Source organism: Streptomyces sp. NPDC038213, assembly GCF_055600495.1.
In genome coordinates, this window is sequence record NZ_JBVJYM010000019.1 from 119,340 (window position 1) to 146,107 (window position 26,768).

Below are 26,768 nucleotides of genomic sequence, written 5' to 3' on the forward strand. Positions count from 1 at the left end.
TCCCCCCGCGGGCGGGACTCAGGGCACCAGGACCACGCCCGTCAGGGCCGTCGCCCCCACCGCGAAGCCGACGACCGCCATCCACACGGCCTGGCGTACGTACCCTTCGCGCTCGGCGCGCTCCTTGCGTGCACCGGCGAGCGTGCCCAGACGGATGTTCTTCGAATGGTGCGGAAGCCGCACCAGCGGATACGAGTCGCCCACGACGTGCAGGGGGTTGGGCAGGACGCCGACGCTGTGCACGGCCCGGAGGCCGTCCGCGGTCGGGTACTCGTACATGGCGTCCAGGGTGGTGCTGTACGACAGCGGGCGCAGGGCGACCAGGACCGCGGGGACCTCGACGCCCTCCGCCTCCAGCTCCCGCATCTTCTTGACGTTCTTCCGCTCGCCCTTGATGCACATCAGGCCGAACCAGAACAGGCAGGCGCCGGCGCACAGGTACGCGACGAGTATGAGGGTGATCAGGTCCACGCCCGTGACGGTACGTCTTCGGGGTACCTCTGAGGAACCCCTGCCCTTACGATCACACGCATGTCGATCATCTCGCCCATACCCGTCCTGCTGGGCGCCGGAGGATCCGAACTCCGCTCGGAGGAGGGCGGGTTGCTGCTGCGCCGACCGCATGAGGAGGTCCGCATCCCGCTCGCTGCCGTCGCACGCGTGCAGGCCGACGGGCGGGCCGCGGCCGTGGAACTGACCGCTCCAGCCGGGGCCGCCCCGGTCGCGTACCGCATCGAGGACGTGAGCCGCGCCGCGGCGGCCGTCTTCGCGGACGCGGTGAACGGCTCGCTGCCGGAGCGCCCCGCCGGGGAGGAGTCGGTGGACGGTTCGGCGCTGGTGACGGTCGTACCGCGGGAGACGGCGGCGGACACGCGCTCGGTGGCCGACGAGGAGCAGTCGGCAGAGCGGACGGCACCGGGCGAGCATGTGTTCCGCGGGGTGGCGGCTGCGGCCGCACTCGGGCTGCTGGCCCTGGCCGCGGCCGTGGTCATCGGCGGGGGCCACCCGAGCCGGGCGCTCGCCGTCCTACTGGTCGGCGGCACCGCCCTGGCGGCCGGCTGGGGGGCGGCCCGCGTGTTGGCGGCCGGGTGGAACGCCTGGTACCTGCCCCGGCACGGCATCACGGTCGAGGCCCGGCCCACCCTGATCCACGGCCAGGTCGCCTTCGGCTACACCGCCACCGACGGCCGCCTCCGCCGCGCCCCCGTCGGCAGCGCGCGCCCCGTCGCCTACCACCCCCGGTATCCGGCGCGCGTGGCGGTCTGCAACGCGGGCGGGATGGTCGGGGGCCTCGTGCTCGATGTGGTGTGCGTGTCCATCACCGCCCTCCTCGCCTGGGGCGCGATCGCCCTCGCCCTCCCGGCGTTCCGCTGAGGTCCCGAGCCGTGCGCGTGTGAGCCCGCTGCCCGCGAACGTGCCGAGATCCCTCCACGCGAACGCGAGGAGGTCCGGTGAGGCTCCAATTCCATTTCTGAGCTGGGGAATTACCGGGAATCCGAGAACCGGACGCCCTGCGGCTGCGTGATACCGGGGACAGCGGACTGCGCTGTGGCTGGGACACGACACGGGGACGGGGGTGCCTGGATGCGATCCACGGCACGGGTGAGGACGGCGGCGGTGGCCGCCGCGGTGGTGGGGGCGCTGGTCACGGGGGCGCTCGCGGGCGGGGGCCCGGCGGTGGCGCTGGCCGCGGGGCCGGGCCCGGACGGGTCCGCCGGGGCGCGGGGGAGCGCCGACGGGGGTGGTCAGGGGAATCTGCGGGGGAAGGCGAAGGCCAAGGGGGCCGGGGAGGCCTCCGTCACGCTCATCACCGGTGACCGGGTGGTCGTCAACGCAGACGGTACGGTCAAGCGGTTCGTGCCCGGCAAGGGCCGCACCGGCGTCGGCTACTCCGAGCGCCGCGAGCCCGGGCACACGTACGTCGTCCCGCAGGACGCCCTGCGCCTGGTCGCGGACGGGGTGCTCGACCGGCGGCTCTTCGACGTGGCGAAGCTGGTCGCCGACGGGTACGGCGACGCGCGCCGCTCCACGCTGCCGCTGATCGTCAGCTACCGGGGGAGCTCCCTCGCGGCGGCGGCCCCCGCCCGCGACCCCTTCGCCGGGGTCGCCCGTACCGCCCGCGTGCCGCTGCCCGCCGTCGGCGGTGAGGCCTTCCACGCGCCCAAGTCCGAGGCGGCCGCCCTGTGGTCGGCGGTCACGGGGGGCCGTACCGGAGCCGCGCTCACCGCCTCCCCGGTGCCCGTGCGGCCCGCCGTCGCCCGCGTCTGGCTCGACGGCAGGGTCGAGGCGGCCCTCGACAAGAGCGTCCCGCAGATCGGCGCGCCCGTGATGTGGAAGGCCGGGCACACCGGCAAGGGCGTCAAGGTCGCCGTCCTCGACACCGGCGTGGACGAGACCCACCCGGACCTCAAGGGCGTCGAGATCGCGCAGAAGAACTTCAGCAGCGCACCCGACACCAAGGACCGCGCCGGGCACGGTACGCACGTGGCCTCCATCGTCGGCGGGCGGGGAGTCAAGAGCGGCGGCAAGAACAAGGGCGTGGCCCCCGGGGTGCAGATCCTCGACGGCAAGGTCCTCGACGACTCCGGCAGCGGCGACGAGTCCGGCATCATCCGCGGCATGCAGTGGGCCGTGGACCAGGGCGCCAAGGTCGTCAACATGAGCCTCGGCTCCCCGGACAGCCCCGGCCTCGACCCCAAGGAGGAGGCCGTCGCCCGGCTCTCCGGCAAGGCGCTGTTCGTCGCCTCCGCCGGCAACCAGGGCACGGAGCACGCCGTCGGCTCCCCCGCCAGCGCCCCCGCCGCCCTCGCCGTCGGCGCGGTCGACCGGCAGGACGGGCTCGCGGACTTCTCCAGCCGCGGCCCGACCGCCGACGGCGCGCCCAAGCCCGACCTCACCGCCCCCGGCGTCGACATCGTCGCCGCGCAGACCACCCAGGGCGGCTTCCCGCCGGGCACCGGCTACATCCCGATGAGCGGCACCTCGATGGCCGCCCCGCACGCCGCGGGCGCCGCCGCGCTGGTGCTCCAGCAGCACCCGGGCTGGAGCGGGGCCAAGGTCAAGGCCCTGCTGACCGGTTCGGCCAGGCCGAACCCGGCGCTCAACGCCTACGAGCAGGGCGCGGGCCGGGTGGACCTGGCGCGGGCCGCGACCGCCACCGTGGTCTCCGAGCCCGGTTCGCTCGGCTTCGGCAAGCAGCTGTGGCCGCACGCGGACGACAAGCTGCTCGCCAAGACCCTCACGTACCGCAACTACGGCACCCGGCCCGTCACCCTCGCCCTGAGCACCGCCGGCACCGACTCCCGGGGGCGGCCCGCCCCGGCCGGGATGTTCACCGTCAAGGACGCCAAGCTCACCGTGCCCGCGGGCGGCACCGCCAGGACCACCGTCACCGTCGACACCCGCAAGGGCACCGCAGACGGCCTGTTCGGCGGCACCGTGCTCGCCTCCGGCGGCGGCCAGCAGGTCCGTACCGGTCTCGTCGTCGAGCGGGAGGTCGAGTCGTACGACGTCGTGCTCCGCCACACCGCGCTCGACGGGACCGCGCCGCCCACCTACGCCACCATGATCACCAAGGTGGTGCCGGACGGGCCCGCGGTCCGCGTGGAGGCCCCGTACAGCGCCAGCGGCACCGTCGTCCAGCGCCTGCCCAAGGGCACCTACCAGCTGGAGAGCCTCGTCTTCAGCAAGAACAACGAGACCGCCTTCTTCGTCCAGCCGGTGCTGAAGGTGGCCGCGAAGAGCACCGTCGTCCTCGACTCCCGCAAGGCCAAGCCCTTCGCCGTCACCCCGCACGACCGGGCCGCGAAGCTGGTCAGCTACACCGTCGGGTACCTCGACCTGGACCTCGGGGTGTCCAACTCCTGGTCCTCCAGCGGTGTGCCGCCGCTGCGCACCCAGGCCCTGGGGGCCGCCTCCGCCTCGATGCGGGCCCAGTTCAACGGCCTCTGGAAGAACCCCGGCGCCGCGTACAAGAACACCGACCACCGGCTGACCTTCCACCGCAAGGGCACCTTCTTCACCGGCCTGACCAAGGCCGTCACCCGCGCCGAGGTCGCCGAGGTCAAGGTCGGATTCGGCACCTCCGCCGCCGGATCCAAGGGGTCCGTGCTGCTGACCCCGCTCAGCGAGGACGGCTTCAACGTCGGCGGCGTACCGGACCCGGTGATGCGCGCCCTGCCCTCGACCACCACCCACTACCTGACCACCGAGGGCGTCCGCTGGTCCTGGAGCGCGGCCCACTACAACCCGCAGGGCCGATTCCGCTTCGCCCACACCAAGGACGCGGCCTCCTACCGGGCCGGCTCGACCAGGACGGTCCTCTTCAACACCGCCGTCACCGGCCCCGACCTGGCCGCCGCCGGCGAGCAGCCCCAGGAGGTCAGCCGCACCGGGGACTACTTCGCCTCCCACGTCGGCCTCTTCACCGACGGCAGCGGGCACTACGGCACCTCGGTCGCCACCGGCGGCTTCGCCCGGCTGGAGGCCGCCGACGGCCGGATCCTCGGCTCGACCAAGCCGAACGAGTGGCTGAGCGTCAAACTCCCCGCCGCCAAGGCCGCGTACCGGCTGCGCATGGAGGCCACCCGCTCCACCGCGGACGCGGCCACCAGCACCAGGGTCGCCGCCGTCTGGTCCTTCACCTCGGCCCGCCCGGCCGGGACCGCCACCGCCCACCTGCCGGTGTCCACGGTCCGCATGACCCCGAAGACCAGCCTCCGCGGCACCGCGGCCGTCGGCAGCACCCTCAAGATCCCGCTGACCGTCGCGGGCGCCGCCGCCGGCACCGGCAGGCTCGCCGCGCTCGCCGTCAAGGTCTCGTACGACGGCGGCCGCACCTGGAAGCCCCTCACGGTCGCCACGGAGACCAACGGCACCCGCACGGTCACGGTCAAGCACCCGACCGCCCCCGGCGGGGTCTCGTACCGCATCGACCTGAAGGACAGGAACGGCAACACCACCCAGCAGACCATCACGAACGCGTACCTGCTGGTCCGGTGACCTGAGGGGGCCGGATACCGGATTCCGGAAACCAGGGGCTGGGGGCCGGGGGCTGGGGGCCGGGGGCGGCCGCCCGGCCCCGGCCGCCTGCCGGCCGTCGGCCGTCGGCCGTCCCGGGGCCGTACGACGGCCCCCGGTCCGAACGCCCGTCCGACACTGCGTTACGTTGCGTGGGAAAAGGGGGGTATCGGCCGGGGACCCCGTCGCCCGGCCGCTCCTGCACGAAACGAACAAGGACTGACCATCCTCATGAAGCTCAACCGCATCACCGCGGCGCTGACCGGCGCCGCCCTCGCCCCCGCGGTCCTGCTGGCCTCGGTCGGCTCCGGCGCCGCGTACGCCGCGGACCGGGACCGGCCTGCCGACCGCAGTGCCGCCGCCCCGGTCTCCGCCGGGGACGTCACGCCCGAGCAGGACCTCGAGAACCAGATCCGGATATCCCAGCTGATCAACGCGGGCGGCCCCGGGGTGCGGGAGGCCGGGAAGAAGGCGCTCAAGGGCACCCCGGCCGACCGCGTCGCCTTCCTGGAGACCGGTTTCCGGCTGGAGCAGGCCGACGACGACCGGGTGGAGATCGCCCGGATGACCAACTTCGGCGGCATCTCGCTGCGCGAGGGCGCCAAGGAGATGCTCCGCTCCCACGTCGCCCCCGAAGAGCTGCGCCACTTCGTCCTCGTCACCCAGTACGAGCTGCGCGACGTGGACAACAGCGTCCGGATCTCCCAGCTGATCAACGCGGGCGGCCGGGGTGTGAAGGAGGCCGGGAAGAAGGCGCTCCGCGGCACCATGGCGGACCGGACCGCATTCCTGGCAACCGGATTCCGGCTCGCCCAGGCCGAGGACGACCGGGTGGCCATCGCCCGCCTGACCACCGGCGCCGGCCCGCTGCTCAAGCGCGAGGCCGTCAAGATGATCTCCGGCGGCACGCCCGAGCAGCTGCGCCAGTTCCTGCTGGTCACCCAGCACGTGCTGCGCGACGAGGACAACCGGGCCGAGATCACCAGGATCATCGCCAAGGGCGGCCCCGCCGTGAAGGCGGCGGGCAAGAAGGCCCTCGCGGGCACCCGCCTCGACCGCCGCGACTTCCTGGCCAAGGGCCAGCACGAGGCCCGCGCGAAGGACGAGGCCGCAAAGCCCAAGCCGAAGCCGAAGCCCAAGCCCAAGACGAAGGTCCAGGCGAAGGCCTAAACGCAGAGGCTAAACGCAGAGGCAGGTGCGGGCCGGGGCCGGGGCTTCGGTCCCGGTCACGGCCCGCACCCGGCTCAGGCCAGCACCCTGCGGAGGGCGGTGAGGGCCGTTTCCAGTTCCTCCCCGGTGATGGTCAGGGGCGGGGCGAGGCGGATCGTGGAGCCGTGGGTGTCCTTCACCAGGACGCCTTCCGTCAGGAGGCGCTCGCTGATCTCGCGGCCCGTGCCGAGCGCGGGGTCGATGTCCACGCCCGCCCACAGGCCCCGGGAGCGGTACGCGGTGATGCCGCAGCCCGCGTCGGTGAGGGCGGCCAGGCCGCGGTCGAGTACGGCGCCCAGTTCGGCCGCGCGCCGCTGGTACTCGCCGGTGGCCAGCAGGTCCAGTACGGCCGAACCGACCGCCGCCGACAGGGGGTTGCCGCCGAAGGTCGAGCCGTGCTCGCCGGGCCGCAGCACCGAGAGCACCTCGCGGCGGGCGACGACCGCGGAGACGGGCACGATGCCGCCGCCGAGGGCCTTGCCGAGCAGCAGGACGTCCGGCACCACCGCCTCGTGGTCGACGGCGAGCGTGCGGCCCGTACGGCCCAGACCGGACTGGATCTCGTCCGCGATGAACAGGCAGCCCGTACGGCGGGTCAGTTCGCGGACCCCGGTGAGGTAGCCGTCGTCGGGGATCAGCACCCCGGCCTCGCCCTGGATGGGCTCGATCAGCACGGCCGCCGTCGTCTCGTCCACGGCGGCTTCCAGCGCCGCCAGGTCGTTGTACGGGACCACCCGGAATCCGGGCGTGAACGGGCCGAAGCCGCCGCGCGCCGACTCGTCCGTCGAGAAGCTCACGATGGTCGTCGTACGGCCGTGGAAATTGCCGTCCGCGACGACGATCGTCGCCCGGTCCGGGGCCACTCCCTTCACCTCGTACGCCCACTTGCGGGCCACCTTGACCGCGCTCTCCACGGCCTCCGCCCCGGTGTTCATCGGCAGCACCATGTCGAGCCCGGTCAGCTCCGCCAGGCGCTCGGCGAAACCGGCCAGGCGGTCGCTGTGGAAGGCCCGGGAGGTCAGCGTGACCTGGTCCAGCTGCCGGTGCGCGGCCTCGACCAGGACGGGGTGGCGGTGCCCGAAGTTCAGGGCCGAGTAGCCGGCCAGCATGTCGAGGTACCGGCGGCCCTCGACGTCCTCCACCCAGGAGCCCTCGGCGCGGGCGACCACCACGGGCAGCGGGTGGTAGTTGTGCGCGAGGACGGGGGCCTCGGCGCGGATCAGCTCGCCGGAGCTGCGGGTCTCCTGCGGGGCGGCGAGGGACGCGGGGGTGGTGGCGGGGGCGGTCATGCGCGGATCTCCTGGGTGCAGCACTTGATGCCGCCGCCGGACTTGCGGAACTCCGACAGGTCGACGGGGACGGGTACGTAGCCGCGCTCGGCCAGCGCAGCGGTGAGGGCGCGGGCCTGCGGGTCGATGAAGACGTGGCGGCCGTCCGACACGGAGTTGAGCCCGAAGGACAGCGCGTCCTCCTCGGTGGCGACCACCGCGTGCGGGTAGAGGCGGCGCAGCACCTCGCGGCTGCCGGGGGAGAAGGCCGGGGGGTAGTAGGCGATGTTCCCCACCCCGGTCCCTGCCCCTGCCTCCGCGCCCGAGCCCGCCTCCTGGCCGTCCTCCTCCAGGAGGAACAGGGCCGTGTCCAGGTGGTAGAAGCGCGGGTCGACCAGCTCCAGGCCGATCACCGGGCGTCCGAAGAACTCCTGCACCTCGCGGTGCGCGGTCCGCGTGGTGCGGTAGCCGGTGCCCGCCAGCACGTACCGCCCCGTCGGCACGAGGTCGCCCTCGCCCTCGCACACGGACTCCGCGCGGTGCACCTCGTACCCCGCCTCCTTGAACCAGGCCTCGTACGCCGCCGCCTCCGGCCGCCGCTCGGGGGCGTGGAAGGAGGAGCCGAAGACGCGGCCGTCCAGGACGAGCGAGGCGTTCGCCGCGAACACCATGTCGGGCAGGCCCGGCACCGGGGCGGCCGTCTCGACCGTATGGCCGTGGTCGCGGTACGCCTGGACGAGCGTGCGCCACTGGTCGAGCGCGCGCTCGGGGTCGACGGGGGTGTCCGTGTCCATCCAGGGGTTGATGGCGTAGCGCACGTCGAAATGGCGGGGCTCGCACATCAGGTAGCGCCGGGTGCGGCCGACGGGCCTGCGTCCTACGGGCACAGGGGGAACCTCCGCTTCCTGCGGTGACGACGGGGGAGTGTGCCACCACGGTAGAAAGCGGGCGCCTTACAGGACAAGAACCAAGAGCTGCGCGCCCACGCAGGAATCCTGCGCGTTCCGGCGGCTCAGGGCAGGATTTCTGCTCCCCCGACGAGGTCCCCTCCGGAAGCTGCCCCGCCGCCCGCGGGGGCGGCCGCGCTGGCCCCCGCCTCCGGGCTCTCGGGCAGCAGGTGCGACAGCACCATGTAGCTGATCGTCTTGCGGATGAAGGGCTCGCTGCGGATCCGCTCCAGCACCTCTTCGAAGTGCTCCACGTCGGTGGCCCGGATGTGGAACAGGGCGTCGGCGGCCCCCGTCACCGTCATGGCCGCCACGATCTCCGGGTACTTGCGGGCCACTTCCGCCAGCCGCCGGGGCGGGGCCGCGCTGTCGCAGTACACCTCGATGTACGCCTCCGTGCGCCAGCCGAGCGCGGAGGGCCGCACGGCGGCCCGGAACCCGGTGATCACGTCTGCCTTGCGCAGCCGGTCCACCCGGCGTTTGACGGCGGTGTCCGACAGGCCCACGGCCGACCCGATCTCGGAGAAGCTCGCCCGGGCGTTCTCCATCAGCATCGCGACGATCTTCCGGTCGAGCTCGTCGAACGGCACGGACTTGGCGGTCATGGCAGGCGGCCTTCTCCTCGTACACCCCACCCCGGAGGGGGGCCCGGGCTGGATCGCCCCGGACGGGGACCACTCTGCCCTACACGGCGCGGCCGCCGGCCGCAACGGACCGGCGGCCACGCCGCCTTGCGGGGCGCCGTCCACGCCGTCCTGCGGCGCGCCGACCACGCAGCCGCGGTACCGGGCGCGGGGATCCGGGCGGGACCCCCGCACCCGGGCCGGTCAGGCCGCGCGCAGGCTCGGGCCCCGGTCCTCCGCGCTCGGTACGGCCAGGGGGTCGCGCGGGGCGCGCTCCTTCTCCTGCTGCATCCGCTCGCCCAGTTCCACCAGCCTCTTGCGGCCCATCGCCTTGCGGACCTCGGGGAACCACTCGTCCTCTTCCTCCTCCACGTGGTGGCGGACGTTCTCCATCAGGACGGTCATCTTGGCCTTGAACCGCTCGTCGGACGCGTCCATCGTCTTCAGCTCCGACAGCATCCACACCACCGCGTGGTGCTCCTCGACGCTCTCCAGGATGTGGTCCGTGGTGTCGGGAGCGGCCTCGCGGGCGGCCGGGTAGAGGATCTGCTCCTCGATCCAGGCGTGTGCGGTGAGCTCCCCGACCACCTCGTCGACGATCGCCCGCCGCTCCTCCGTGTCCCCGTCGTCCGTCTTCTCGAACCGCTTGAACAGCTTCTCGACCGTCTTGTGGTCCTCGCGCAGCATCACGATCCCGTCCATGGGGGCGTGCCTCCTGTCCGTTCTCCGTGGGTGTGGTTGCGGGCTCCTGCCCGCGGGTCAGCCCGGCCAGTCGTCGCGGTGCCCCGCGAACACGTGCACGCTCACGGTCGGGCCCGCGTCCTGGGCCGCGCGGATGCGGTGGTAGAAGGTCTCGTCGAAGCAGAAGCCCGTGCCCGCGCCGACCTCCGCCACGTGCGGGGCGCTGCCCAGGCGGGCGCGCTCGTGGGTGAGGGTCCCGCGGGCCACGTACACCGCCCCGCGGACCCGCTCGTGCTCCAGGTAGCAGGTGCCGGGCGGCAGCCGGTCCCAGCCGACCGCCCACACGCCGAGCGCGTCCGCCCGGAACAGCTGCACCCAGCTGCCCTCGCCCCCGGGCTCCGCCAGCCGCGACCGCCAGCGCGGGTAGTCGCGCCCGACCTCGCAGGCGATGGAGAGCAGCTCCTCCGGCGCGGGTACGGGCCCCCGCCCGGAACCGGAACCGGAAGCGGAACCGGACCCCGGACCGGATGCGCCGGCGGATCCGGCAACGGCGACGCGCGCGGGGGAGGCGACGCGCGCGGGCTGGGTCGTCAGCGGTCGCTCCATGGGACGCTCCCGGCGGGCTCGTACTCCACTTGGTACGCGGTCCCCCGGTACACGGGGACCGTGACGCGCGTACCCCGTGGGGCCGGGAGCATGTCTGCGTCGTCGGGCGGATCCGGGACGGCCGGGGGTGGCCGTCGCGCCGAGCGGCCCGCCCCTGCTCAGTGGGCGGGCGCGGGCTCCACGTCGACGTCGGCGTAGAAGAGGTCGTGGTCCGACCAGCGGGTCGGGACCACGCGGTGGGCGAGGGGGACGGCCCCGCGGAGGAAGGCGTAGTCGAACTTGCGCTGCCAGTCGGTGGTCGGCTTGCAGGCGGCGGCAGCGGCTGTGGTGGCGGTGGCCGCGGGGCGGCAGCCCGGGTCCGCGTCCTCGGCCAGCGCCCACATGGGCTGGATCTCCGGGGAGTCGGGGACCGCGTTGAAGTCCCCGAGGACGATGGCCCGTTCGTGGCGGGCCACCTGGGCGGCGAGCACGCGGATCTGGGCCGCGCGCACCCCCTCCTGGCGCCGCTGGGCGAGGTGGGTGTTGAAGACCCGTACCGGGCGGCCGCCCACGGTGGTCGTGACCGCCGTGTACCCGCGGTCCTCGGAGCCGCCGTCGGGGTACTCCGCCTTCACGACGTCCGTCATCGGGGCCGCCGACAGCAGCGCCTGCCCGAAGCCGCCCGGGTTCCAGGGGCTCCCGCCGCAGCGGCCCAGGTTGCGCAGCACCGGCCCGTACTCGACGTGGTAGGCCAGCCCGTACACGCTCCGCAGGTAGTGCCGGATCCGCTCCGCGTCGGCGACGCAGGTCTCCTGGAGGGCGATGACCTGGGGCGCGTACGCGGCGATCTGCGCGGCCCGGTCCACGTTGCTCTCGCCGCAGGGGTTGCAGATGTTCCAGGTCATGACGCGGTTCGGTACGAGCTCGCGGACCGCGTCGGCGGGCAGCTGGCGGGCGTAGACGGAGCCGCTGGGGGCGCTGGGGCCGACCAGGGCGAGGCCGCCGAGGACGGCCAGCGCGCCGCCGGCCCACCAGAGCACTCGGCCGGGGCGGGTCCGGCGCTCCGGCCGGCCGGGTGTGTCGTTCCCGCCGCCCCGGCGGGCGCTTTCGTGCCTCACGGGTGCAGTCTGTCCGCGCCGGGGGCAATGATCAAGCGCCTCCGTGCGGAGACGGGTCCGGAGACCGGCCCGGCTGTCGGTCCGGCCCGTGGTCCGGCCGTCGGTCGGTGTCCGTGGCCACGGCCAGCTGGCGCAGCCGGCCGGCATACCAGGCGGTGGCCAGGCAGACGAAGACGTAGATGCAGACGGCCTGGAGTGCGAAGTCCGGGTAGCTGAACACCCACCGCTCCGCGTCCGGGTCGCTGCCGAAGGCCGGGTTGTCCCAGATGTACGGCCGGAACCAGGCGACCAGCCCGCCGACGCCCTGCGCGGCGAGGTACAGGACGGCGAACTCGGCGAGCCGTACGGAGTACCCGCGCCGGTCCTCCCTCCGCAGGGCCCGCACGCGCGCCCGCGCCGCGCCAGGCCGCCAGTGCCCGCCCGCCGGGGCCACCCGGGCGCTGACCTCGGGGGCGTAGGCGACGGCGGCGACGACCAGCGCCAGCAGGAGCGCGCTGAGGAGCCCCATCGTCAGCTCCGAGCCGACGCGGCTGCGGGTCTGCGGGGTCAGGAGCACGGCCAGGACGGGGAGGTTGGCGAGGAGGGAGGCGGCGTGCACGCGGCCGAGGACGCGGAGCGGGGGTATCGGGCCGTAGCCGCGGCGCCAGGGGCGGGGGCGGGGGCCGGGGGTGCTGCGGGGGCGGTCCGTTCTGGTGGGGTCCATGGCCGGAGCCAAGCACAGGCGGGGGTGCGTCTGCCGGGGTTTTCCTGTGGGTTTCTGTGTGGTTCGCAGGGCCCTGGCGGCCAGGACCCTACTGAGGCCGCCTAGGTGTGCAAGGGCTTAACTGCCCCTGGATGAAGACTTTCTGAAATCTCGTCATCCGTATGTTGCAAGAGTATTGACAGTCCTTCGCCCTGAAGCCTCAATAGTCAACACAGTTCAACAACTTCCAACAACATCACACCGCCACGGCGTGTGCGGCGCCGGCGCTCCTCCCCTCCCCAGGGGACCCCCCACCCGAAAGGACCGACTGCACATGCGTCGTTCTGCCCGTGCCCTGACCGCCGTGCTCGCGGCCGTCGGCACTGCGATCACCCTCCCGGGAGGCCCGGCCACCGCGGCCCCCGTCCCCGCGGTCTCCGCCCCCGCTGCGGTCGCCTCCGCCGCCGCAGGCCCGTACGTCATCGAGGCCGAGAGCATGTCGCTCTCGAACTTCGCGATCGACACCGTCCACCACACGTGGAACGGCAACACCGTCGACAACGTCACCTACGCCCGCGGCTCCGCCGGCCAGACCAGCACCGCCCGCACGACCTTCTCCGGCACGGCCGGCACGTACGACCTCATCACCCGCTACAACGGCAAGGCCGCCGACGGCGTCAAGTACAAGCTCACCGTCAACGGCGAGACCGTCGACTCCTGGGGGACGTCCCACCGCTACGGGCGCGACCACACCGACCCCGTCAACATCGACACCCGTACGTCGAGCAGGATCGCCCTGCGCCCCGGCGACGCCATCGAGCTGACCGCCGCCTCCACCACCGAGGCCCCGCGCGTCGACCGCATCACCATCCAGGCGTACGTGGGCCCGCCGACCAGCACCCTCGCCATCAAGTCCCCCAACGCCGCCCTGAACGAGGGCTTCGCCTGGGGCCGCGACCGCGCCCTCGCCATGGCCTTCTACCCGGGCAACCCGATGATGGGCCACGAGCCGGAGTGGTGGCGGCTGAAGACCTCCGCGCACCCGAAGGTGGAGCCCGGCTACTGGGGCGCGTACACGAACCGCGAGTCGTACTACAACCGCGACATCTCGCACCAGTCGGACGGCGCCCACGCGGTCGGCCTCAACGACGAGACCTTCCACATGATGAAGACCTTCGCCGCCGACGCCGACGACCCCGGCCAGAACGGCTGGCCGCTGTGGGCGCACAGCTCGTACGGGGCGATGTACTACATCGACGGCACCGGCTTCCGCGAGCTGCCCTCGCCGTTCAACCTGATGACGAAGGCGTACAAGCAGTACCAGTGGACCGGCGACCGCAAGTGGCTCGACGACCCCGACCTCTCCGCCTTCTACGACTCGACGATGGGCACCTTCCTCGACGGCCACGAGGTCCGCTGGAACGACGCGAACCCGGCCGCCGAGCAGCCCGTCTCGCGCAAGCAGCCCGGCGAGTACACGGCCACCTTCTTCGAGTTCCCGAACGAGAACCTGGTCTCCGCCGCCGACTCCCTCGGCTACCAGTACCAGTCGATGCTCGCGTACGCGGAGATCCTGGCGGACCGCGGGGACGCCGCCGGCAGCACGAAGTGGAAGCAGCGCGCGCAGCGCGTGCGCACGCACTTCGAGTCGAACTGGTGGGACGCGTCCCACAACCGCTACATCCGCGGCAAGGACGCCGCCGGCACCGGCTACAGCAGCTGGGGCCACGAGGCCAGCTTCCTGATGATGCTGACCGGCCTGGGCGACCACGGCCCGCGCACCGGCTCCTACCTGGACTTCATCGCGGCCAACGACGACGACCTGAACGTCGAGGCGACCTCCTACCTGCCCGAGATGTACTACCAGTACAACCGCTCGGGCGAGGGCTGGGCCTGGCTGAAGAAGCTGATGAAGGACCGCAACAACTACCCCGAGATCTCCTTCCTCGCCGTCAGCAGCGTCATCGACGGCATGATGGGCGTCCAGCCCGACGCCCCGAACGACAAGGTGGCCACGGTCTCGCGCCTGACCCCCGAGACCCCCTGGGTGGAGATCGACCACCTCAAGGTCGGCGACAGCGACCTCAAGCTCCAGCACACCGGCACCACCGCCTCCAAGCTGACGAACCACTCGGGCTCCGGGGTGAACTGGGAGGCCCAGTTCTACGGCGCCCACGACACCGTCACGGTCAACGGCACCGCGCACACCGCGCGCACCAAGACCCTCTACGGCAAGACCGTCTCGTACGTCACCGTGCCGGTCGGCGCCGGCGCCGCGGTGACCGCCACCGCGGGCACCCCCGCCCCCGACACCATCGAGCCCACCGCGCCGACCGCCCTGAAGGCGGCCCGCACCACCGCGACCGGCATCGACCTCGAATGGACGGCCTCCGCCGACGACACGGGCGTCACCGGCTACCAGGTCTACCGCGGCACCACCCCCATCGGCACCACGACCGGTACCGGCACCCGCTTCACCGCCACCGGCCTCGCGCCCTGGACCCCGTACACCTTCACGGTCAAGGCCGTCGACGCCGCCGGGAACGTCTCCGCGGCGAGCAACACCGTCAGCGCCTCCACCGTCGGCGCCGGCACCCCCGTCGACCTCAGCGACCTGAACTGGACCAGCGCCCAGACGGACTTCGGCACCACCCGCAAGGACCGCAGCATCGACGGCAACCCGATCAGGCTGAACGGCACGACGTACGCCAAGGGCCTCGGCACCCACGCCAACAGCACGATCACGTACGCCCTCAACGGCGGCTACGAGCGCTTCCAGTCCTCCGTCGGCGCGGACGACGAGGTCACCTCGCACGCGACCCTCCGCTTCGAGGTCTGGGGCGACGGCCGCAAGCTGTACGAGTCGCCGGCCCCGATGACCCCGAGCACGCCGACGGCCTCGATCGACGTGGACGTCACCGGCGTCACCACCCTCACCCTGAAGGCCCTGGACGCGGGCGACGGCATCAACAGCGACCACGCCGACTGGGCCGGCGCCCGCCTCATCACCCGCCCGACCACCCCCACCGCCCTCAGCGACCTGAACTGGACCAGTGCCCAGACGGACTTCGGCACCACCCGCAAGGACCGCAGCATCGACGGCAACCCGATCAGGCTGAACGGCACGACGTACGCCAAGGGCCTCGGCACCCACGCCAACAGCACGATCACCTACGCCCTCAACGGCGGCTACGAGCGCTTCCGCTCCGCGGTCGGCATCGACGACGAGGTCACGGCGAACGCCACGGTCCGCTTCGAGGTCTGGGCCGACGGCCGCAAACTGTACGAGTCCCCGGCCCCGATGACCCCGAACACGCCGACGGCCTCGATCGACGTGGACGTCACCGGCGTCACCACCCTCACCCTCAAGGCCCTGGACGCGGGCGACGGCATCAACAGCGACCACGCCGACTGGGCCGACGCGACCCTGATCCGCTAGCCGCCCCTACCCCTCCATCCCCCTCAGCGCCCTCTCGGATCTTGAGTCATCGACCAAGATCACTCGGGGATGGAGGGCTTCGGCGGGCGACCGGATCCGATCCTCATCGCCCAGCTGGGCCGCGAGCCCGTATATCTCTGCGGAGGCCCAGCTTGGCGCGTTCATGGCGCACATCGTGCTGGGGTCGTTTCCAGGGGCGGCCGTTCGAACCAGGTGGGCAGCCGTTGGCGGTAGTCAGACGACCGGGGGGCGGCCCAGCTTGGTCATCCGCCACACCGTCCGCCACCGCATGGGCCGTCGCGGTGGGCAGGGCACCCGTACCCCTTCGAAGAAGCCGGCCCACCAGGCGGTCAGGCCTGACAGCGGGGGCCGCTGCGCGATCGTGTATGCGGCCCATGTGCCGAGGTAGACCGGGACCAGGACGGCGGGCAGGTGCCGCTTGGCCAGCCAGACGCGGTTCCGTCCGGTGTTGCGGTAGTAGACCGCGTGCCGGGACGCCTCGGTGCGGGGGTGCTGGAGCACCATGTCCGCCCGGTAGTCGATCTCCCAGCCGGCGTCCAACGCCCTCCAGGCGAAGTCCGTTTCCTCGTGGGCGTAGAAGAACTGGGTGGGGAAGTCGCCCACCTGGTCGATCACCGTCATGCGGATGGCGTGGCCGCCGCCGAGGAACGTGGTCACCGGCCCGGACACCATGGGGTTCTTGCCACCCAGACGGGGGACGTGGCGACGCTGACTCTCCCCGGTCTCGTCCGCGATGCGGAAGCCGGCGACACCCAGGCGGGGCCTGCCGGCGAACGCCTCCCGGATCAGCCGGAAGGTGTCGGTGCGGGGCAACAGGCCGTCGTCGTCAAGGACCACGACGACGTCCACGCCGCCGCGCTCACGCAGCCAGGCCACGCCGGCGTTCCGGCCGCCGGGGATCCCCAGGTTCTCCGGCAGCTCCACGCCGTCCACGGCGTCCGGGAGGGGCGGGAGCTTCACGCCTTGGCCGAGGACCACGACGGTCGCCGGATCGCCTTCCTGGGCGGCCACGGAGTCCAGCAGGGCTCCCAGTTCTGCAGGCCGGTCGCCCATGGTGAGGACCACAACCCCGATTTTCGGCATCCTGGTGTCCGTTCCTTTCACGCCTGGTTGTTGAGCAGTTCGGTGGCGCGCTGGTTCAGGCTCGCCGCGCCGGCCACACCGCGTCGGCCGTACCGGGCCGCCGCCGCCTGGATCTCCCTGACCGCCTGCCGGTTGCGGTCGGAGACCACGCCGCCCATGAAGGCCAAGGACCGGGTCCACAGGCCCACGGCCTCCTCGTGCCGGTGCTGCCCGGCCACCGATCGCCCCAGGTTGGCCATGGTCAGCCCGTGCTTGAGCTGGTAGGTGCCCGGGGTTCGGCCTTCGAGGGCCCGGCGGTAGTGCCGTTCGGCCGCGGTGTGGTCCTTCAACGCGGTCAGGGTCTTGCCCATGTGCGAGGCGACCGTGGCCGCCACCGGCCCTGAGGCGGCGGCGTAGGCGGGGACCGCGTCCCGGGTGTCCGTCACGGCGTCCTCGGCCGCCAGAAGCGCCCGCGCGGCCTTGGTACCGTTCCCACCGACCCCGTAAGCCCTGGCACACGTGACCAACAGCAGGGCCTCGGTCTGCCGGTCCACCTTGCCCGCAGCTCTGCCCAGGGCCGCCTCGGCAAGCTCGGGGCACGAGCCGGGGTGGCCCAGGTCGAGGGCCTGGTGGGTCAGGGCCCGCATCATCCACGCGGCGTGGCCGTTCCGGTCAGCCTCGCAGGCGAGTTGGTAGCCCAGCAGGTAGTACCGCTGGGCGGCGCCCTCTCGGCCGAGGTCGTGGTGCTTCCAGCCGACCAGGCAAGCCAGTTGGGCCGCCGCTCCGAACGCCTCGGAGCGGATCACGGTAGACGGGAACCGGGCGGTCAGCATCGGTGCGACAGTGTCTGTCAGGTATGCGGTGACGGTGGTCAGTCCGTGGCCGCCGCCCAGACGCTCGTCCGCGCTGCGGAACGTCTCAGTCAGGTGGCGGACCGTCGTCACCTCGGTCGAGCCGACGCTGCCGCCGGTCTCGGCCGCGCGGAGCGTTGCGGCGACCGCCTCGTGGTCGTAGGCCAGGGGCAGACCGACGGCAGCAGCGGTGAACGTGGCGCCGAGGAAGTCGCGGCGACGTTGCATGACGGACCTCCCGAGATCGGCGATGACGGCCAGTGGATCGGCTTCCATGGCCCCGCCGGCTTCGCAGCCTAGACCGATCTCAGCAACGGTCACCCGGCGCTTGGTCCGTCTCGTCAGAGCCTCGGCGATGTAGAACGGCGTCAGGCCGGACGGTGTACCCCCAGCGACCCAGTAGGCGACGGCCGACGGCCCTGTGCTCAACCGCTGGCCGGCCTCGGCCGCCACAGAGCGGATCTCCCTGGCCAGCGCGTAGTACGTGGCCCCGGACTCGGCGATCACGTCTGCTAACGCGCTGTTCGGCGTTCGGTCCCCTGCCAACTTCGGCCCCCTTTAAGGCGATCTTGAACGGGTTGAACGGGTTCCTGCCTTCCCCACCGTACTCAGCTCTGGCCCAGCGGAGTTCACTGTTCATCACGCTTCCCGGGGCTGCACCACCGGTCCGTTCCGGTAGCGCCTACCCCTGCCCAGGGCGGTGCCTGCCGGGTGGCGGGGAGGCGGTCCCAAGCTGGCCCGGTCGCAACCTCCCCGCCCCCTTGTCCCCCCTGCCGAATCCGAGGAGAACCGCTGTGCCGCTGAATGACGCTGACCTGTCCGCCGCCCTCGCGGGCTCAACCGTGGTCGTCACCGGGGGCGGGGGCCTGGTGGGCTCCCGCATCACCGCCCGCCTTCGGGCAGCCGGGGCCCGCGTGATCGCCGTGGGCAAGCTGGACGCCTACCCTGCCACCGTCTACGCCGACCTGTTCGGCGTGCACACCACCGACCGGGACACCATCGTGGGCGACATCGCCGACGCCACCCTGATGGACCACGTCGTCCGGGAAGCGGACTACGTGATCCATGCCGCGGCGGTCGCCGACGTCGCCGCCTGCACCCGCAACCCCATGGCCGCGATCCAGACCAACGTCACCGGCACGCAGGTCCTGCTCGACGCGGTCCGCCGCTGCAACGCCCGCGTACGGCGCTTCGTGTTCGTCTCCTCGGCGGCCGTCTACGGCAACGGAGACCCCAAGCGCCGCGACGTCCAGACCTGGCACGAGGACCAGCCGCTGGCACCCCTGTCGGTGTACGCGAACACGAAGGCGTGGGGTGAGGCCCAGACCGCGCTTGTGCTGGGCAAGGCGCAGATCTCCCACACGTCGGTCCGGTACTTCTCCGTCTACGGTGAGCCCCAGACCGTTAAGGAGGGCTCGCACTCCTGGGTGGTGGCCTGGATGGCGATGCGCGCGAAGCTCGGCCTTCCCCTGCACCTGAACGGCGGCGGCCGACAGGTCCGCGACTTCGTCCACGTCGAAGACGTCGCCGAAGCCACGATCCGAGCCATGCTCGCACCCGGCGCCGACCGGCAGACCTTGAACATCGGCACCGGCCAGGCCACGTCCATCGCCGAGGTGGCTCAGCTCATCCGCGGCCACTACTGGGAGGCCGAGTTCCAGGACAGGCCGCTGCCCGAGGGCGACCCGCTCGGCGGGACGGCTGACACGACCCGCACGACCGCCACCCTGGACTGGGAACCCCGGATCCATGTGGCTGCCGGCGTGGCCCGCTACGTCGCCTGGCTCGACAACACCCCCGCCGCCCTCCCCCACTTCCTGCGGCGTGAGGCCGCCGAAGCCGCCTGATCCTCCCGCCCCGACGACGACCAGGAGCAAGCCAGGTGCCCGAGTCCATCCGTATCGGTGACTACGTCCTCGGCCCCGCAGCGTCCGGCCTGGACCCCACCGGCTACGCGAAGATCAGCGAGTTCGAGCTGTCCGACTTCCTCACCCGCTGGGACAGCCTCCACGACGAGGCCCTCCAGGTGGTGCCGGTGCGGATCCACCCCACCGCGCGGATCCACCCCACCGCGATCATCGGCGAGGACGTGATCATCGGGCCCGGGGTCCGCGTCCACGAATTCTCGACCGTCCGCAAGCGCTCCGTCCTCGCCGCCGGCGTCTCAGTCGGCTTCGGATGCGAGGTCACCCACTCCTTCGTCGGCGAGAACACCGTTCTCGGCCACCAGGTGGGCATCGGCCATTCCATCATCGGGACCGACGCCCACCTGTCCGCGAACCTCGTCATCGCGGCGATCAGCCTGTGGAACTACGACATGCGCCTACCCGTCAAGGAGATCGTCCTTCACGGCCCCGGCGACGAACCGCCCTACCGGTGCACCACGTCCCAGTTCGGGGGCCTGATCGGCGACCACGTCCAGACCGGCAGCATGATCACCCTCGGCCCCGGCATCGCCGTGGGCCGCCACTCGACCATTGCCGCCAGCGTCTGCATGGGCAGCGCCATCGTCCCTGCCGCCAGCGTCGTGAGGTCTTCCTCGCCCGAGGTGGTCATCGAACCCCGCCGCAGCTGGCCACCCCGACCGAACTCCGCGAGCGGGCAGCCCATATGGCCGGGCTGACCCGTGCCGGGGCGGGGCTAGCGGATTTCGTGGGTGGGGTGGGACTGGTCGTAGGCGTGGCGGGAGGCGGCGATGGTGGGGCGGTGGGTCAGGGACCAGTCGGCCAGGGCCTTCAGGAGGTGGGTGAGGCCGGCGCCGGTGTCCGTGAGGCGGTAGTCGACCTGGGCGGGGACGGTCGGGTAGACCGTGCGGTGGACGAGGCCGTCGCGTTCCAGGCGGCGTACGGTCAGGGTCAGCATGCGCTGTGAGATGCCGTCGATCGCGCGCTGGAGCTCGCGGAAGCGGTGCGGGCCGTTCGCGAGCCGGACGATGACGAGTACGGACCACTTGTCGCCGATGCGGTCGAGTACGTCGCGGATGCCGCAGTCCGGGTGGCCGTCGTCCGGGTTGCCGCAGGGGGCGAGTTCGGCGGGGGCGGCCGCTCCGGCGGGGGTGGTTACCTCGGTGTGCGTGGGTGACATGCAAGTGCCTTCTTGTGGGCGGTGTGCGGGCGGCCGACGATCAAAGGGTAGTTACTGATCGGAACCACCACGGGAAGACGGCGATCGACGATGATTCTGGTGACCGGCGCGAACGGCAACCTCGGCTCGGCCGCGCTCGCAGCCCTCCGTACCCGCGGCGCCGCTGCGATCGGCGGCAGCCGTACGCCGGGGGCGGGGGCGGGGGCGGAGGCGGGGCCGGGTCACCGGTACCTCGACTTCGACCGGCCCGCCTCCGCGCTCGACCTCCGCGGCGTGGACACGCTGGTGCTGGTGTCGGCGGGGTACGCCGAGGACGACCAGGTCGTGGCCCGGCACTCCGCGGTCGTGGAGGCCGCCGTACGGGACGGGGTGCGGCACCTCGTCTACACCAGCCTGACCGCCGCCGGGGACCACCTCGGGTTCGCGCTGGCGCACCGCGCGACCGAGCGTCTGATACGGGCGAGCGGGCTGCCGTACACGATCCTGCGCAACGGGCTCTACGCCGAGTTGTTCGGAGCCCTGCTGGGGTGGGAGGGCGACGGGCTGGTGTCCGGATTCGGGGGCGGGGGGCTGGCTGCGGTGGTGCGGGGGGACCTGGCCGAGGCCGCCGCCGTGGTGGCCGCGCAACCGGAACGGCACGCGGGCCGGGTGTACGAGCTCGTCGGTACGCCGGTCAGCGCGGAGGCGGTGGCAGCAGCGCTCGGGGTGCCGCACCGCGCGATCCCCCTGGGCGAGTACCGCCGCCGACTGCTCGAGGAGACGCCTGGGCTGCTGCCCTTCCAGCCGCCGATGCTCGTCTCCATCGCGACGGCGGTCCGCCACGGCTTCCTGGCGGACCCGTCCCCCGACCTGGCCCGACTCCTCGGCCGCCCGCCCCGCGACCCGCTGGCGGCGGCTGCCGCAGTGGCCGCGCTCAGCCGGCCCGACTCGGCCTGACACGGCCCGGTGTCCGAGGGCGGGCGCATGACCGACACCCCCCCGCTCGCCACCGCCGAGGAGATCCGCACCCACCTCGTGGCGGAGCTGAATCTCGCGCTCCGCCGCCCCGGGGCGCACGGCGGCGAGCCGGCCCTCCGGGTCCGGCTGGACCACCTGCGCTGCGTCGAACGTCAGCCGGACGCGTTCCGCCGGCAGCAGCGTGCCCGGAGGCCGGCCGCCTTCCAGACCAGGCCCTCGGCGTAGGGCCGGGCCGAGACCACGAAGGGCGGCGGCCCCGGCCGGGTGCCCGGGTACCAGAGGTACGTGAACGTCCGGGCCGCGGCGTCCACTTCCGCGTCCACGTTCACTTCCGCGTCCGTGTCCACTTCCGCGCCCGCGTCCGGTTGTGCAGACGGCTCCTCGTCCGGCCGCTCGGCCGGCCCGGCAGCAGCTGCGCGAAGAGGTCCGTGCGGAGCTGCCGGGCGGCCACCTCGCCATACGTGCCGGTCAGGCCGGTGGTCGCCAGGGCCGGTGAGTCGAAGCGGTCAGCTGCGCCGACAGGGCGGTGAAACGGTGGACCTCTTCAGTGGGAGCACCCGGGCATCGGTGCCCGCCCGCGGACCCGCCCGTGCCGCAGGACCGGGGAACGGCCTGATCCCGACCCGGGGTGCTCCCTCGCAGGACCGGCGGCGTGTGGACGAGCGCTCGGGATCTGCTCACGCGTTCTCGGGGTGGGTGTGCAAACGGCGGAAGCCGCCCCTCGGACCGCCGTCCCCGCCCCCTCCCGTGCCCTCCGCCACCTGGACGGGCGGCCACGCCCACTGCCACACCCCGGTCCCGGGCTGCCGGGAGAAGCGGACCGTCCCCCGCGTACCCTCCGCGGAGACGTCCGCCCAGCCCGCTGCGACGACGTCCGCGCGCTCCGTACCGTGTGCGCGCAGTACGGCGGCCAGGACGAGGACCGTGTCGTAGCCCTCGAAGGCGACGAACGACGGTGCCCGGCCCAGCCGTTCGCGCAGGGCCGCCTCCACCCGGACCGCGAGGGGGCCGGGGGAGTCGGACAGGTAGCGGAGGAAGGGGACGCAGTCGCCGTCCGCGCCCAGCAGCTCCGCCCACTCGTCGAACTCCGGCTGCCCGGCCGGGGCCCCGACCAGCACCCCGGCGAGGCGCGGATCGCTGCGGACCGCGCGGACAACCGGCACGGCCGGATCGGGGGTGCCGGCCAGCAGCAGGAGGGCGGTGGCCTCCTCCCGTACCAGGGCCTCCGCGACCTCCGCGGGGGAGTGCCGGGGCAGGTCGAGGACGGTGAGCTGCGCCCCGTGCGCGGCGAGGCGTTCGCGCAGGATGCCGGTGCCGGAGGCCCAGTACACGTTGTCCTGGGCCGCGGCCGCGATCCGCCGGTGGCCCGCGCCGGCCAGGAAGTCCGCGTACGCCCGCCAGCCCCTGGACTGCGGCGGCGCGAGGCGTGCGACCAGGTCGGACGGCTTCTCGGTGAGCGCGTCCAGCACCGCCGAGGAGCAGAGGAACGGCAGCCCGAGGGCCTCCGCGCGGGCGGCCGCGGCCCGGGCCACCACGCTGTGGTACTCGCCGGCCAGGGCCGCCACGCCCAGTTCCGCGAGCTCCGACACGGCCGCCACGGCGCGCTGCGGGTCCGCCGCGGTGTCCCGTACGACCAGCTCCAGCGGCCTGCCGCCGATCCCGCCGGCCTCGTTGACCTCGCGGGCGGCGAGTTCGAACCCGGCCAGCAGGTGGCGGCCCGCCTCCACCCACCCGGGCGGGGTGAGCGGGGCGAGGACCCCGATCAGGACGGGCCGGTCCCGCTCCGGCACCTGCCCGTGTGCCTGTTCCTGCTCGCGTCCCTGTTCCTGCGCGTGTGCCCGTTCCTGCGCGTGTACGTGCTGGGTGTTGATGGCTGCGCCTCCCGCTTCCGTCCGTACCGTGATCACCGGCCATTAGCCGACAGCCGGAGGCCGCCCGACAACCGAATATCAGCGGCTGACGGAATGAGGGCGCTCCGCCCCGAGCCCGGCGGCCTCCACCCCGAGCCCGGACCCTTCGGCCCGGCGACCGGCAGGGCTCGCCCCGCGACCGGCACGGCTCGCCCCCCGGGCGGCCACGGCCTCCCACTCCGCGCGGCTCGGCCCGTCCGGGACGGGGGTGAACTCCGGGTGGGCGTCCAGCCAGGCCGTCACGTGCCGGGTCACCTCCTCCGTCCCGTACGCCTCCTTCGGGGTCCGCAGCAGGTGGCGCGCCTGCGCGCGGGCCCGCATGACCACCGGGTCCTCGAAGGCGCAGACCGCCTGGGCCGCGGCCCGCCGGTCCGAGGCGGGCGCGGCCTCGGCGAGCCCCTGCCCGAGGGCCCGGTCGGCCGCGGTCTGCGCGTCGAACCACGGGCGCAGGGCCCGTACCGCCCAGGCGTGGTACACGGCGGGGTCGGCGGCGATCTCGTCGGCGTGCGCGCCGAGGTGCTGGGCGGCCAGGAGGCCGAGGGCCACGCCGTGGCCGAAGGTGGGGTTGGTGTGGATGAGGCTGTCACCGGCGTTGACCAGCCCGGTGACGACGGGGCCGGACGCGTCGGTGAGGGAGGTCCAGCGGTTGTCGAGTCCGGCCATGGCCAGGACGTCCGACTGCGGTACGGGGTCCAGGCCGAGCCAGGCGGCGCAGGCCGGGAAGCGGCGGGCGAGGGCCTCGAACACCGCCGGGTCGGTGAGCGCGCCGCGGGTCGGGTCGGCGGTGGACACCACGATGTTCACGGCGAAGGTGTCGTTGTCGGAGGGGAACACCCCGGCGAACGCGTACGGCCCCGCCGAACCGGTCTTCACCCGCCCCGGATCCCGCGGCCCGTCCTCCCGCAGCCGGTACCAGCGGCACAGGTACGCGATCCCGGTGCGGTGGCTCTCGACCACGGGCGGCCGGCAGCCCGCCGCCTTCAGCCAGGCGGGTACGGGCGAACGCCGCCCCGTGGTGTCGACGACGAGATCCGCCGCATGCACCTCCGGGCCACCGGTCCGCACCCCGACCACCCGCGGCACACCGCCCCCGCCGCCCGGGCCCCCCTCGCCACCGTCCCCGCCCCCGGCGGGCGGCGCGAAGACGAGCCCGCCCACCCGCTGCCCCAGCCGCACCTCGACCCCCGGCTCCCGCCGCACCGCCGCGGCGAGCGCGGCCTCGACCACGATCCGCCGGGTGCGCAGGGTCACGAGGTCCTCGTCGCCGGGACGGTGCGGCGGATGCTCGCCGAACCAGTCGAAGTCGTGCCACTCCCGCGCCCCGCGCGCCAGCAGATCGGCGTACACGTCCGGCGCCTCGGCCAGCAGCACGGTCCGCACGGGCGCCAGCAGCGAATGCGGCTGCACCGCCTGGGGCGTCCGGGGCCGGTGCCACCGGTGGAAGTCCTGGTCGAGGTCCTCGCCGGCCTGCCGCCCGTCCTGCTCGAACAGGGTGACCGCATGTCCCCGCCGCCCGAGCATGAGGGCCGTACCCAGCCCGCTGATCCCCCCGCCGACCACTGCAACCCGCGCCACTGAAGCTCCCCTTCGCGTCGTGTTGCAGAACGACCCTACCCGCTGTGGATCTTTCCCGAGCCGCCGCTCCCGCCCCGGGGCCGCGCTGAGTGCCGCCGTATGCCCGGGGTGGGCGAAGGGGCCGGTACTCGGTCGAGTACCGGCCCCTTCAGGGCCGCCCGCTCATGCCGGGCGGGCCGGTTCCGTCGATGCCAGGCCAGCGGGCGGGGGAGTCCGAAGACGCCCGACCGGCCGGCTCACTTGGCGAGCTGGATCTTCCACAGCTGCGCCTCGCTGCGGTTGCAGGTCCACAGCTGGGTGTTGATGCCGTTGTCCGTCTTGGCGCTCGGTACGTCCAGGCACATCTCGTCGGTGTGCATCGGCTGGAGTTCGAACAGCTTCTCGGCCGGGTCGACGAGGTTGAGCTGCCAGCGCATCTGGCCGCCCCCGGTGCACTTCCAGGTCTGGACGACGGCGCCGTTCTTGGTGCCGCTGTTCTCGACCTCGAGGCACTTGTCGCCGACGGCGGAGCGCAGCTCCCAGCTGGCGTTGCCGGTGGCGACGGCCTTCCACTTCTGGTTGTTCACGCCGGCGCACGTGTACTGCTGGACGGGCACGCCGTCCGTGGTCTTGCCGCCTTCGAGGTCCAGGCACTTGCCGCTGTTGGCCGAGACGACGTTGACCATCGTCTGTGGCATGGCGGCGCGGCTCTTCGCCTCCATCGCCGCGCCCTGCGCGGTGACGGCAGCCTCCCGCGCGGCTTCCGCGGCTTCGCGCGCGGCCTCCTTAGGGTCGGTCGCGGTGCGGTGGGCGGCGGCAGCGGCCGCGGCGCGGGCGGCGTCGGCGGACGCGGCCTGACGGGCCGCAGCGGCCGCAGCGGCGGCAGCGGAGTCACCGCCGTCGGCCTGCACGGAGGTCGCGGTGCCGGTGAGCACCACGAGGGCGGCGCCGGTCGCAAAGGCGGTCTTGATGATCCGGGACATGGGGGGATCCGTTTCCTCTCGCGTGTTTCGGGGTGCTCAGGCGGCCGAGACGGGCGCGAAGCGCCACTTCTGGGCCGTCGTGCCGTTGCACGCGTACAGCTGGGTGGCCGCGCCGGACTCCTTGGAGCCGCCCTTGACCTCCAGGCAGCGGTTGCCCTTGCCCGGCAGGTGGGCGGGGCGCAGCTCGTACAGGTCGTTGACGATGTCGACGTTCACCAGGCGCCAGCGCTGCTGCTCCTGCTGGACGCACCACCACTGCTGGACGACCGTGCCGGTCTTGGTGCCGGAGGCCTCCACGTCGAGGCACTTGCCGGTGTGCTTGAAGCGCACCTCGACGGTGCCCGCGCCGGTGAGCGACAGGTCGAACCGCTGGTTCTCGGCCCCGTCCTCGCAGGTGGCCTGGGTGGCGTTGACGCCGTTGCGCAGGCTGGCGGAGGGGATGGTGAGGCACAGGCCGCTGTTCTCGGCCCTGAGCTGTACGGGGATGCGCGCGGCCGCGGCCACGGGCGCTACGGGCGCCGCGGCCTCGGAGCGCTGCGCCTTCTGCGGGCCCTGCGCGGAGTCCTCGGCGGTGGTGAAGGTCAGGGTGGCGGCGATGGCCGCGATTCCGGCGCCTGCGGCCAGCGCGGGTCGGACGATCAGGGGCATGGTGGTTCCGTTCTGGTGAAGTCTGCGGGGAGAGGCTGCTGTTGCCGGGTGGGTGGGTGGTGCGGCTTCAGCGGGCGAGGGGGACGGTGATCTTCCAGGAGGTGTCCTGGAGGAACTCCTTGTCCGT

Annotated in this window: 23 protein-coding genes; 8 read left to right on the forward strand and 15 right to left on the reverse strand. The window is 73.1% G+C overall.

Annotation, left to right across the window (positions count from 1 at the left end; translation table 11 throughout):
* Nucleotides 1–18: 18 nt before the first annotated feature.
* On the reverse strand, nucleotides 19–471 hold the full coding sequence (locus ACZ7JZ_RS24225; protein WP_470942770.1) for a hypothetical protein: 453 nt from the start codon (nucleotides 469–471) through the stop codon (nucleotides 19–21).
* A gap of 60 nt (nucleotides 472–531) precedes the next feature.
* Here ACZ7JZ_RS24225 and ACZ7JZ_RS24230 point away from each other — a divergent pair, with 60 nt between their 5' ends.
* From ACZ7JZ_RS24230 to ACZ7JZ_RS24240, 3 genes are all read left to right on the forward strand, one after another.
* Nucleotides 532–1,374 (forward strand): hypothetical protein, encoded by an 843-nt coding sequence (locus ACZ7JZ_RS24230; protein ID WP_470942772.1) that lies wholly within the window; start codon nucleotides 532–534, stop codon nucleotides 1,372–1,374.
* A 210-nt stretch (nucleotides 1,375–1,584) separates the two neighbouring features.
* Entirely contained in the window at nucleotides 1,585–5,001 is a 3,417-nt protein-coding gene (locus ACZ7JZ_RS24235) for a S8 family serine peptidase (protein WP_470942773.1), read from the forward strand.
* Nucleotides 5,002–5,250: 249 nt separating this feature from the next.
* Complete coding sequence (locus ACZ7JZ_RS24240; RefSeq protein ID WP_470942775.1) at nucleotides 5,251–6,189, forward strand: ALF repeat-containing protein; 939 nt, start codon at nucleotides 5,251–5,253, stop codon at nucleotides 6,187–6,189.
* Nucleotides 6,190–6,263: 74 nt separating this feature from the next.
* Here the strand turns inward: ACZ7JZ_RS24240 and rocD are convergent, their stop codons facing one another.
* From rocD to ACZ7JZ_RS24275, 7 genes are all read right to left on the reverse strand, one after another.
* Entirely contained in the window at nucleotides 6,264–7,517 is a 1,254-nt protein-coding gene (rocD, locus tag ACZ7JZ_RS24245) for an ornithine--oxo-acid transaminase (RefSeq protein WP_470942777.1), read from the reverse strand.
* The gene (gene ddaH / locus ACZ7JZ_RS24250) at nucleotides 7,514–8,338 is read right to left on the reverse strand and encodes a dimethylargininase (protein ID WP_470942807.1); all 825 of its coding nucleotides are present in this window, start codon (nucleotides 8,336–8,338) and stop codon (nucleotides 7,514–7,516) included. The genes rocD and ddaH overlap by 4 nt, the downstream gene beginning before the upstream one ends.
* A 170-nt stretch (nucleotides 8,339–8,508) precedes the next feature.
* Entirely contained in the window at nucleotides 8,509–9,048 is a 540-nt protein-coding gene (locus ACZ7JZ_RS24255) for an Lrp/AsnC family transcriptional regulator (protein ID WP_470942779.1), read from the reverse strand.
* Between the two features lie 222 nt (nucleotides 9,049–9,270).
* Nucleotides 9,271–9,768, reverse strand: coding sequence for a hemerythrin domain-containing protein (locus ACZ7JZ_RS24260; protein WP_470942781.1), 498 nt, complete (start codon nucleotides 9,766–9,768; stop codon nucleotides 9,271–9,273).
* 57 nt (nucleotides 9,769–9,825) lie between these two features.
* Complete coding sequence (locus ACZ7JZ_RS24265) at nucleotides 9,826–10,353, reverse strand: cupin domain-containing protein (RefSeq protein ID WP_470942783.1); 528 nt, start codon at nucleotides 10,351–10,353, stop codon at nucleotides 9,826–9,828.
* Nucleotides 10,354–10,511: 158 nt separating this feature from the next.
* Nucleotides 10,512–11,372: an endonuclease/exonuclease/phosphatase family protein gene (locus ACZ7JZ_RS24270; protein WP_470942809.1), complete on the reverse strand. Its 861-nt coding sequence runs from the start codon at nucleotides 11,370–11,372 to the stop codon at nucleotides 10,512–10,514.
* 109 nt (nucleotides 11,373–11,481) lie between these two features.
* A complete protein-coding gene (locus ACZ7JZ_RS24275; RefSeq protein ID WP_470942785.1) occupies nucleotides 11,482–12,153 on the reverse strand; it encodes a hypothetical protein in 672 nt (223 codons plus the stop codon).
* A 313-nt stretch (nucleotides 12,154–12,466) separates the two neighbouring features.
* Here ACZ7JZ_RS24275 and ACZ7JZ_RS24280 point away from each other — a divergent pair, with 313 nt between their 5' ends.
* On the forward strand, nucleotides 12,467–15,571 hold the full coding sequence (locus ACZ7JZ_RS24280) for an NPCBM/NEW2 domain-containing protein (protein ID WP_470942787.1): 3,105 nt from the start codon (nucleotides 12,467–12,469) through the stop codon (nucleotides 15,569–15,571).
* A 234-nt stretch (nucleotides 15,572–15,805) separates the two neighbouring features.
* On the opposite strand, the gene ACZ7JZ_RS24285 is transcribed toward ACZ7JZ_RS24280, so the two are convergent.
* On the reverse strand, nucleotides 15,806–16,675 hold the full coding sequence (locus ACZ7JZ_RS24285; protein WP_470942788.1) for a glycosyltransferase family 2 protein: 870 nt from the start codon (nucleotides 16,673–16,675) through the stop codon (nucleotides 15,806–15,808).
* 17 nt (nucleotides 16,676–16,692) lie between these two features.
* On the reverse strand, nucleotides 16,693–18,051 hold the full coding sequence (locus tag ACZ7JZ_RS24290) for a tetratricopeptide repeat protein (protein WP_470942789.1): 1,359 nt from the start codon (nucleotides 18,049–18,051) through the stop codon (nucleotides 16,693–16,695).
* A 248-nt stretch (nucleotides 18,052–18,299) separates the two neighbouring features.
* Here ACZ7JZ_RS24290 and ACZ7JZ_RS24295 point away from each other — a divergent pair, with 248 nt between their 5' ends.
* Complete coding sequence (locus ACZ7JZ_RS24295) at nucleotides 18,300–19,352, forward strand: NAD-dependent epimerase/dehydratase family protein (protein WP_470942790.1); 1,053 nt, start codon at nucleotides 18,300–18,302, stop codon at nucleotides 19,350–19,352.
* A gap of 35 nt (nucleotides 19,353–19,387) precedes the next feature.
* The gene (locus ACZ7JZ_RS24300) at nucleotides 19,388–20,128 is read left to right on the forward strand and encodes an LbetaH domain-containing protein (protein WP_470942791.1); all 741 of its coding nucleotides are present in this window, start codon (nucleotides 19,388–19,390) and stop codon (nucleotides 20,126–20,128) included.
* 17 nt (nucleotides 20,129–20,145) lie between these two features.
* Here the strand turns inward: ACZ7JZ_RS24300 and ACZ7JZ_RS24305 are convergent, their stop codons facing one another.
* Complete coding sequence (locus tag ACZ7JZ_RS24305; protein ID WP_470942793.1) at nucleotides 20,146–20,589, reverse strand: winged helix-turn-helix transcriptional regulator; 444 nt, start codon at nucleotides 20,587–20,589, stop codon at nucleotides 20,146–20,148.
* A gap of 90 nt (nucleotides 20,590–20,679) precedes the next feature.
* Between ACZ7JZ_RS24305 and ACZ7JZ_RS24310 the strand changes: the two genes are divergently transcribed.
* Entirely contained in the window at nucleotides 20,680–21,525 is an 846-nt protein-coding gene (locus tag ACZ7JZ_RS24310; protein WP_470942795.1) for an NAD(P)H-binding protein, read from the forward strand.
* A 27-nt stretch (nucleotides 21,526–21,552) separates the two neighbouring features.
* Nucleotides 21,553–21,771 (forward strand): hypothetical protein, encoded by a 219-nt coding sequence (locus ACZ7JZ_RS24315; protein WP_470942797.1) that lies wholly within the window; start codon nucleotides 21,553–21,555, stop codon nucleotides 21,769–21,771.
* Nucleotides 21,772–22,223: 452 nt separating this feature from the next.
* On the opposite strand, the gene ACZ7JZ_RS24320 is transcribed toward ACZ7JZ_RS24315, so the two are convergent.
* The 4 genes from ACZ7JZ_RS24320 to ACZ7JZ_RS24335 all read right to left on the reverse strand — a co-directional run bounded on the left by ACZ7JZ_RS24320 (nucleotide 22,224) and on the right by ACZ7JZ_RS24335 (nucleotide 26,641).
* Nucleotides 22,224–23,336, reverse strand: a complete 1,113-nt coding sequence (locus tag ACZ7JZ_RS24320) for an ABC transporter substrate-binding protein (RefSeq protein WP_470942811.1) — start codon at nucleotides 23,334–23,336, stop codon at nucleotides 22,224–22,226.
* A gap of 159 nt (nucleotides 23,337–23,495) precedes the next feature.
* Entirely contained in the window at nucleotides 23,496–25,031 is a 1,536-nt protein-coding gene (locus tag ACZ7JZ_RS24325) for an NAD(P)/FAD-dependent oxidoreductase (RefSeq protein WP_470942798.1), read from the reverse strand.
* Between the two features lie 236 nt (nucleotides 25,032–25,267).
* On the reverse strand, nucleotides 25,268–25,993 hold the full coding sequence (locus ACZ7JZ_RS24330; protein WP_470942799.1) for an RICIN domain-containing protein: 726 nt from the start codon (nucleotides 25,991–25,993) through the stop codon (nucleotides 25,268–25,270).
* A 36-nt stretch (nucleotides 25,994–26,029) separates the two neighbouring features.
* Nucleotides 26,030–26,641, reverse strand: a complete 612-nt coding sequence (locus ACZ7JZ_RS24335) for an RICIN domain-containing protein (protein WP_470942800.1) — start codon at nucleotides 26,639–26,641, stop codon at nucleotides 26,030–26,032.
* Nucleotides 26,642–26,768: the final 127 nt, after the last annotated feature.

Bases quoted from the DNA above. Each gene is read 5' to 3' on its own strand.
- ACZ7JZ_RS24230 (WP_470942772.1), top strand. From the start codon at position 532: ATGTCGATCATCTCGCCCATACCCGTCCTGCTGGGCGCCGGAGGATCC.
- ACZ7JZ_RS24235 (WP_470942773.1), top strand. From the start codon at position 1,585: ATGCGATCCACGGCACGGGTGAGGACGGCGGCGGTGGCCGCCGCGGTG.
- ACZ7JZ_RS24240 (WP_470942775.1), top strand. From the start codon at position 5,251: ATGAAGCTCAACCGCATCACCGCGGCGCTGACCGGCGCCGCCCTCGCC.
- rocD (WP_470942777.1), bottom strand. From the start codon at position 7,517: ATGACCGCCCCCGCCACCACCCCCGCGTCCCTCGCCGCCCCGCAGGAG.
- ddaH (WP_470942807.1), bottom strand. From the start codon at position 8,338: ATGTGCGAGCCCCGCCATTTCGACGTGCGCTACGCCATCAACCCCTGG.
- ACZ7JZ_RS24255 (WP_470942779.1), bottom strand. From the start codon at position 9,048: ATGACCGCCAAGTCCGTGCCGTTCGACGAGCTCGACCGGAAGATCGTC.
- ACZ7JZ_RS24260 (WP_470942781.1), bottom strand. From the start codon at position 9,768: ATGGACGGGATCGTGATGCTGCGCGAGGACCACAAGACGGTCGAGAAG.
- ACZ7JZ_RS24265 (WP_470942783.1), bottom strand. From the start codon at position 10,353: ATGGAGCGACCGCTGACGACCCAGCCCGCGCGCGTCGCCTCCCCCGCG.
- ACZ7JZ_RS24275 (WP_470942785.1), bottom strand. From the start codon at position 12,153: ATGGACCCCACCAGAACGGACCGCCCCCGCAGCACCCCCGGCCCCCGC.
- ACZ7JZ_RS24280 (WP_470942787.1), top strand. From the start codon at position 12,467: ATGCGTCGTTCTGCCCGTGCCCTGACCGCCGTGCTCGCGGCCGTCGGC.
- ACZ7JZ_RS24285 (WP_470942788.1), bottom strand. From the start codon at position 16,675: ATGCCGAAAATCGGGGTTGTGGTCCTCACCATGGGCGACCGGCCTGCA.
- ACZ7JZ_RS24305 (WP_470942793.1), bottom strand. From the start codon at position 20,589: ATGTCACCCACGCACACCGAGGTAACCACCCCCGCCGGAGCGGCCGCC.
- ACZ7JZ_RS24310 (WP_470942795.1), top strand. From the start codon at position 20,680: ATGATTCTGGTGACCGGCGCGAACGGCAACCTCGGCTCGGCCGCGCTC.
- ACZ7JZ_RS24315 (WP_470942797.1), top strand. From the start codon at position 21,553: ATGACCGACACCCCCCCGCTCGCCACCGCCGAGGAGATCCGCACCCAC.
- ACZ7JZ_RS24330 (WP_470942799.1), bottom strand. From the start codon at position 25,993: ATGTCCCGGATCATCAAGACCGCCTTTGCGACCGGCGCCGCCCTCGTG.
- ACZ7JZ_RS24335 (WP_470942800.1), bottom strand. From the start codon at position 26,641: ATGCCCCTGATCGTCCGACCCGCGCTGGCCGCAGGCGCCGGAATCGCG.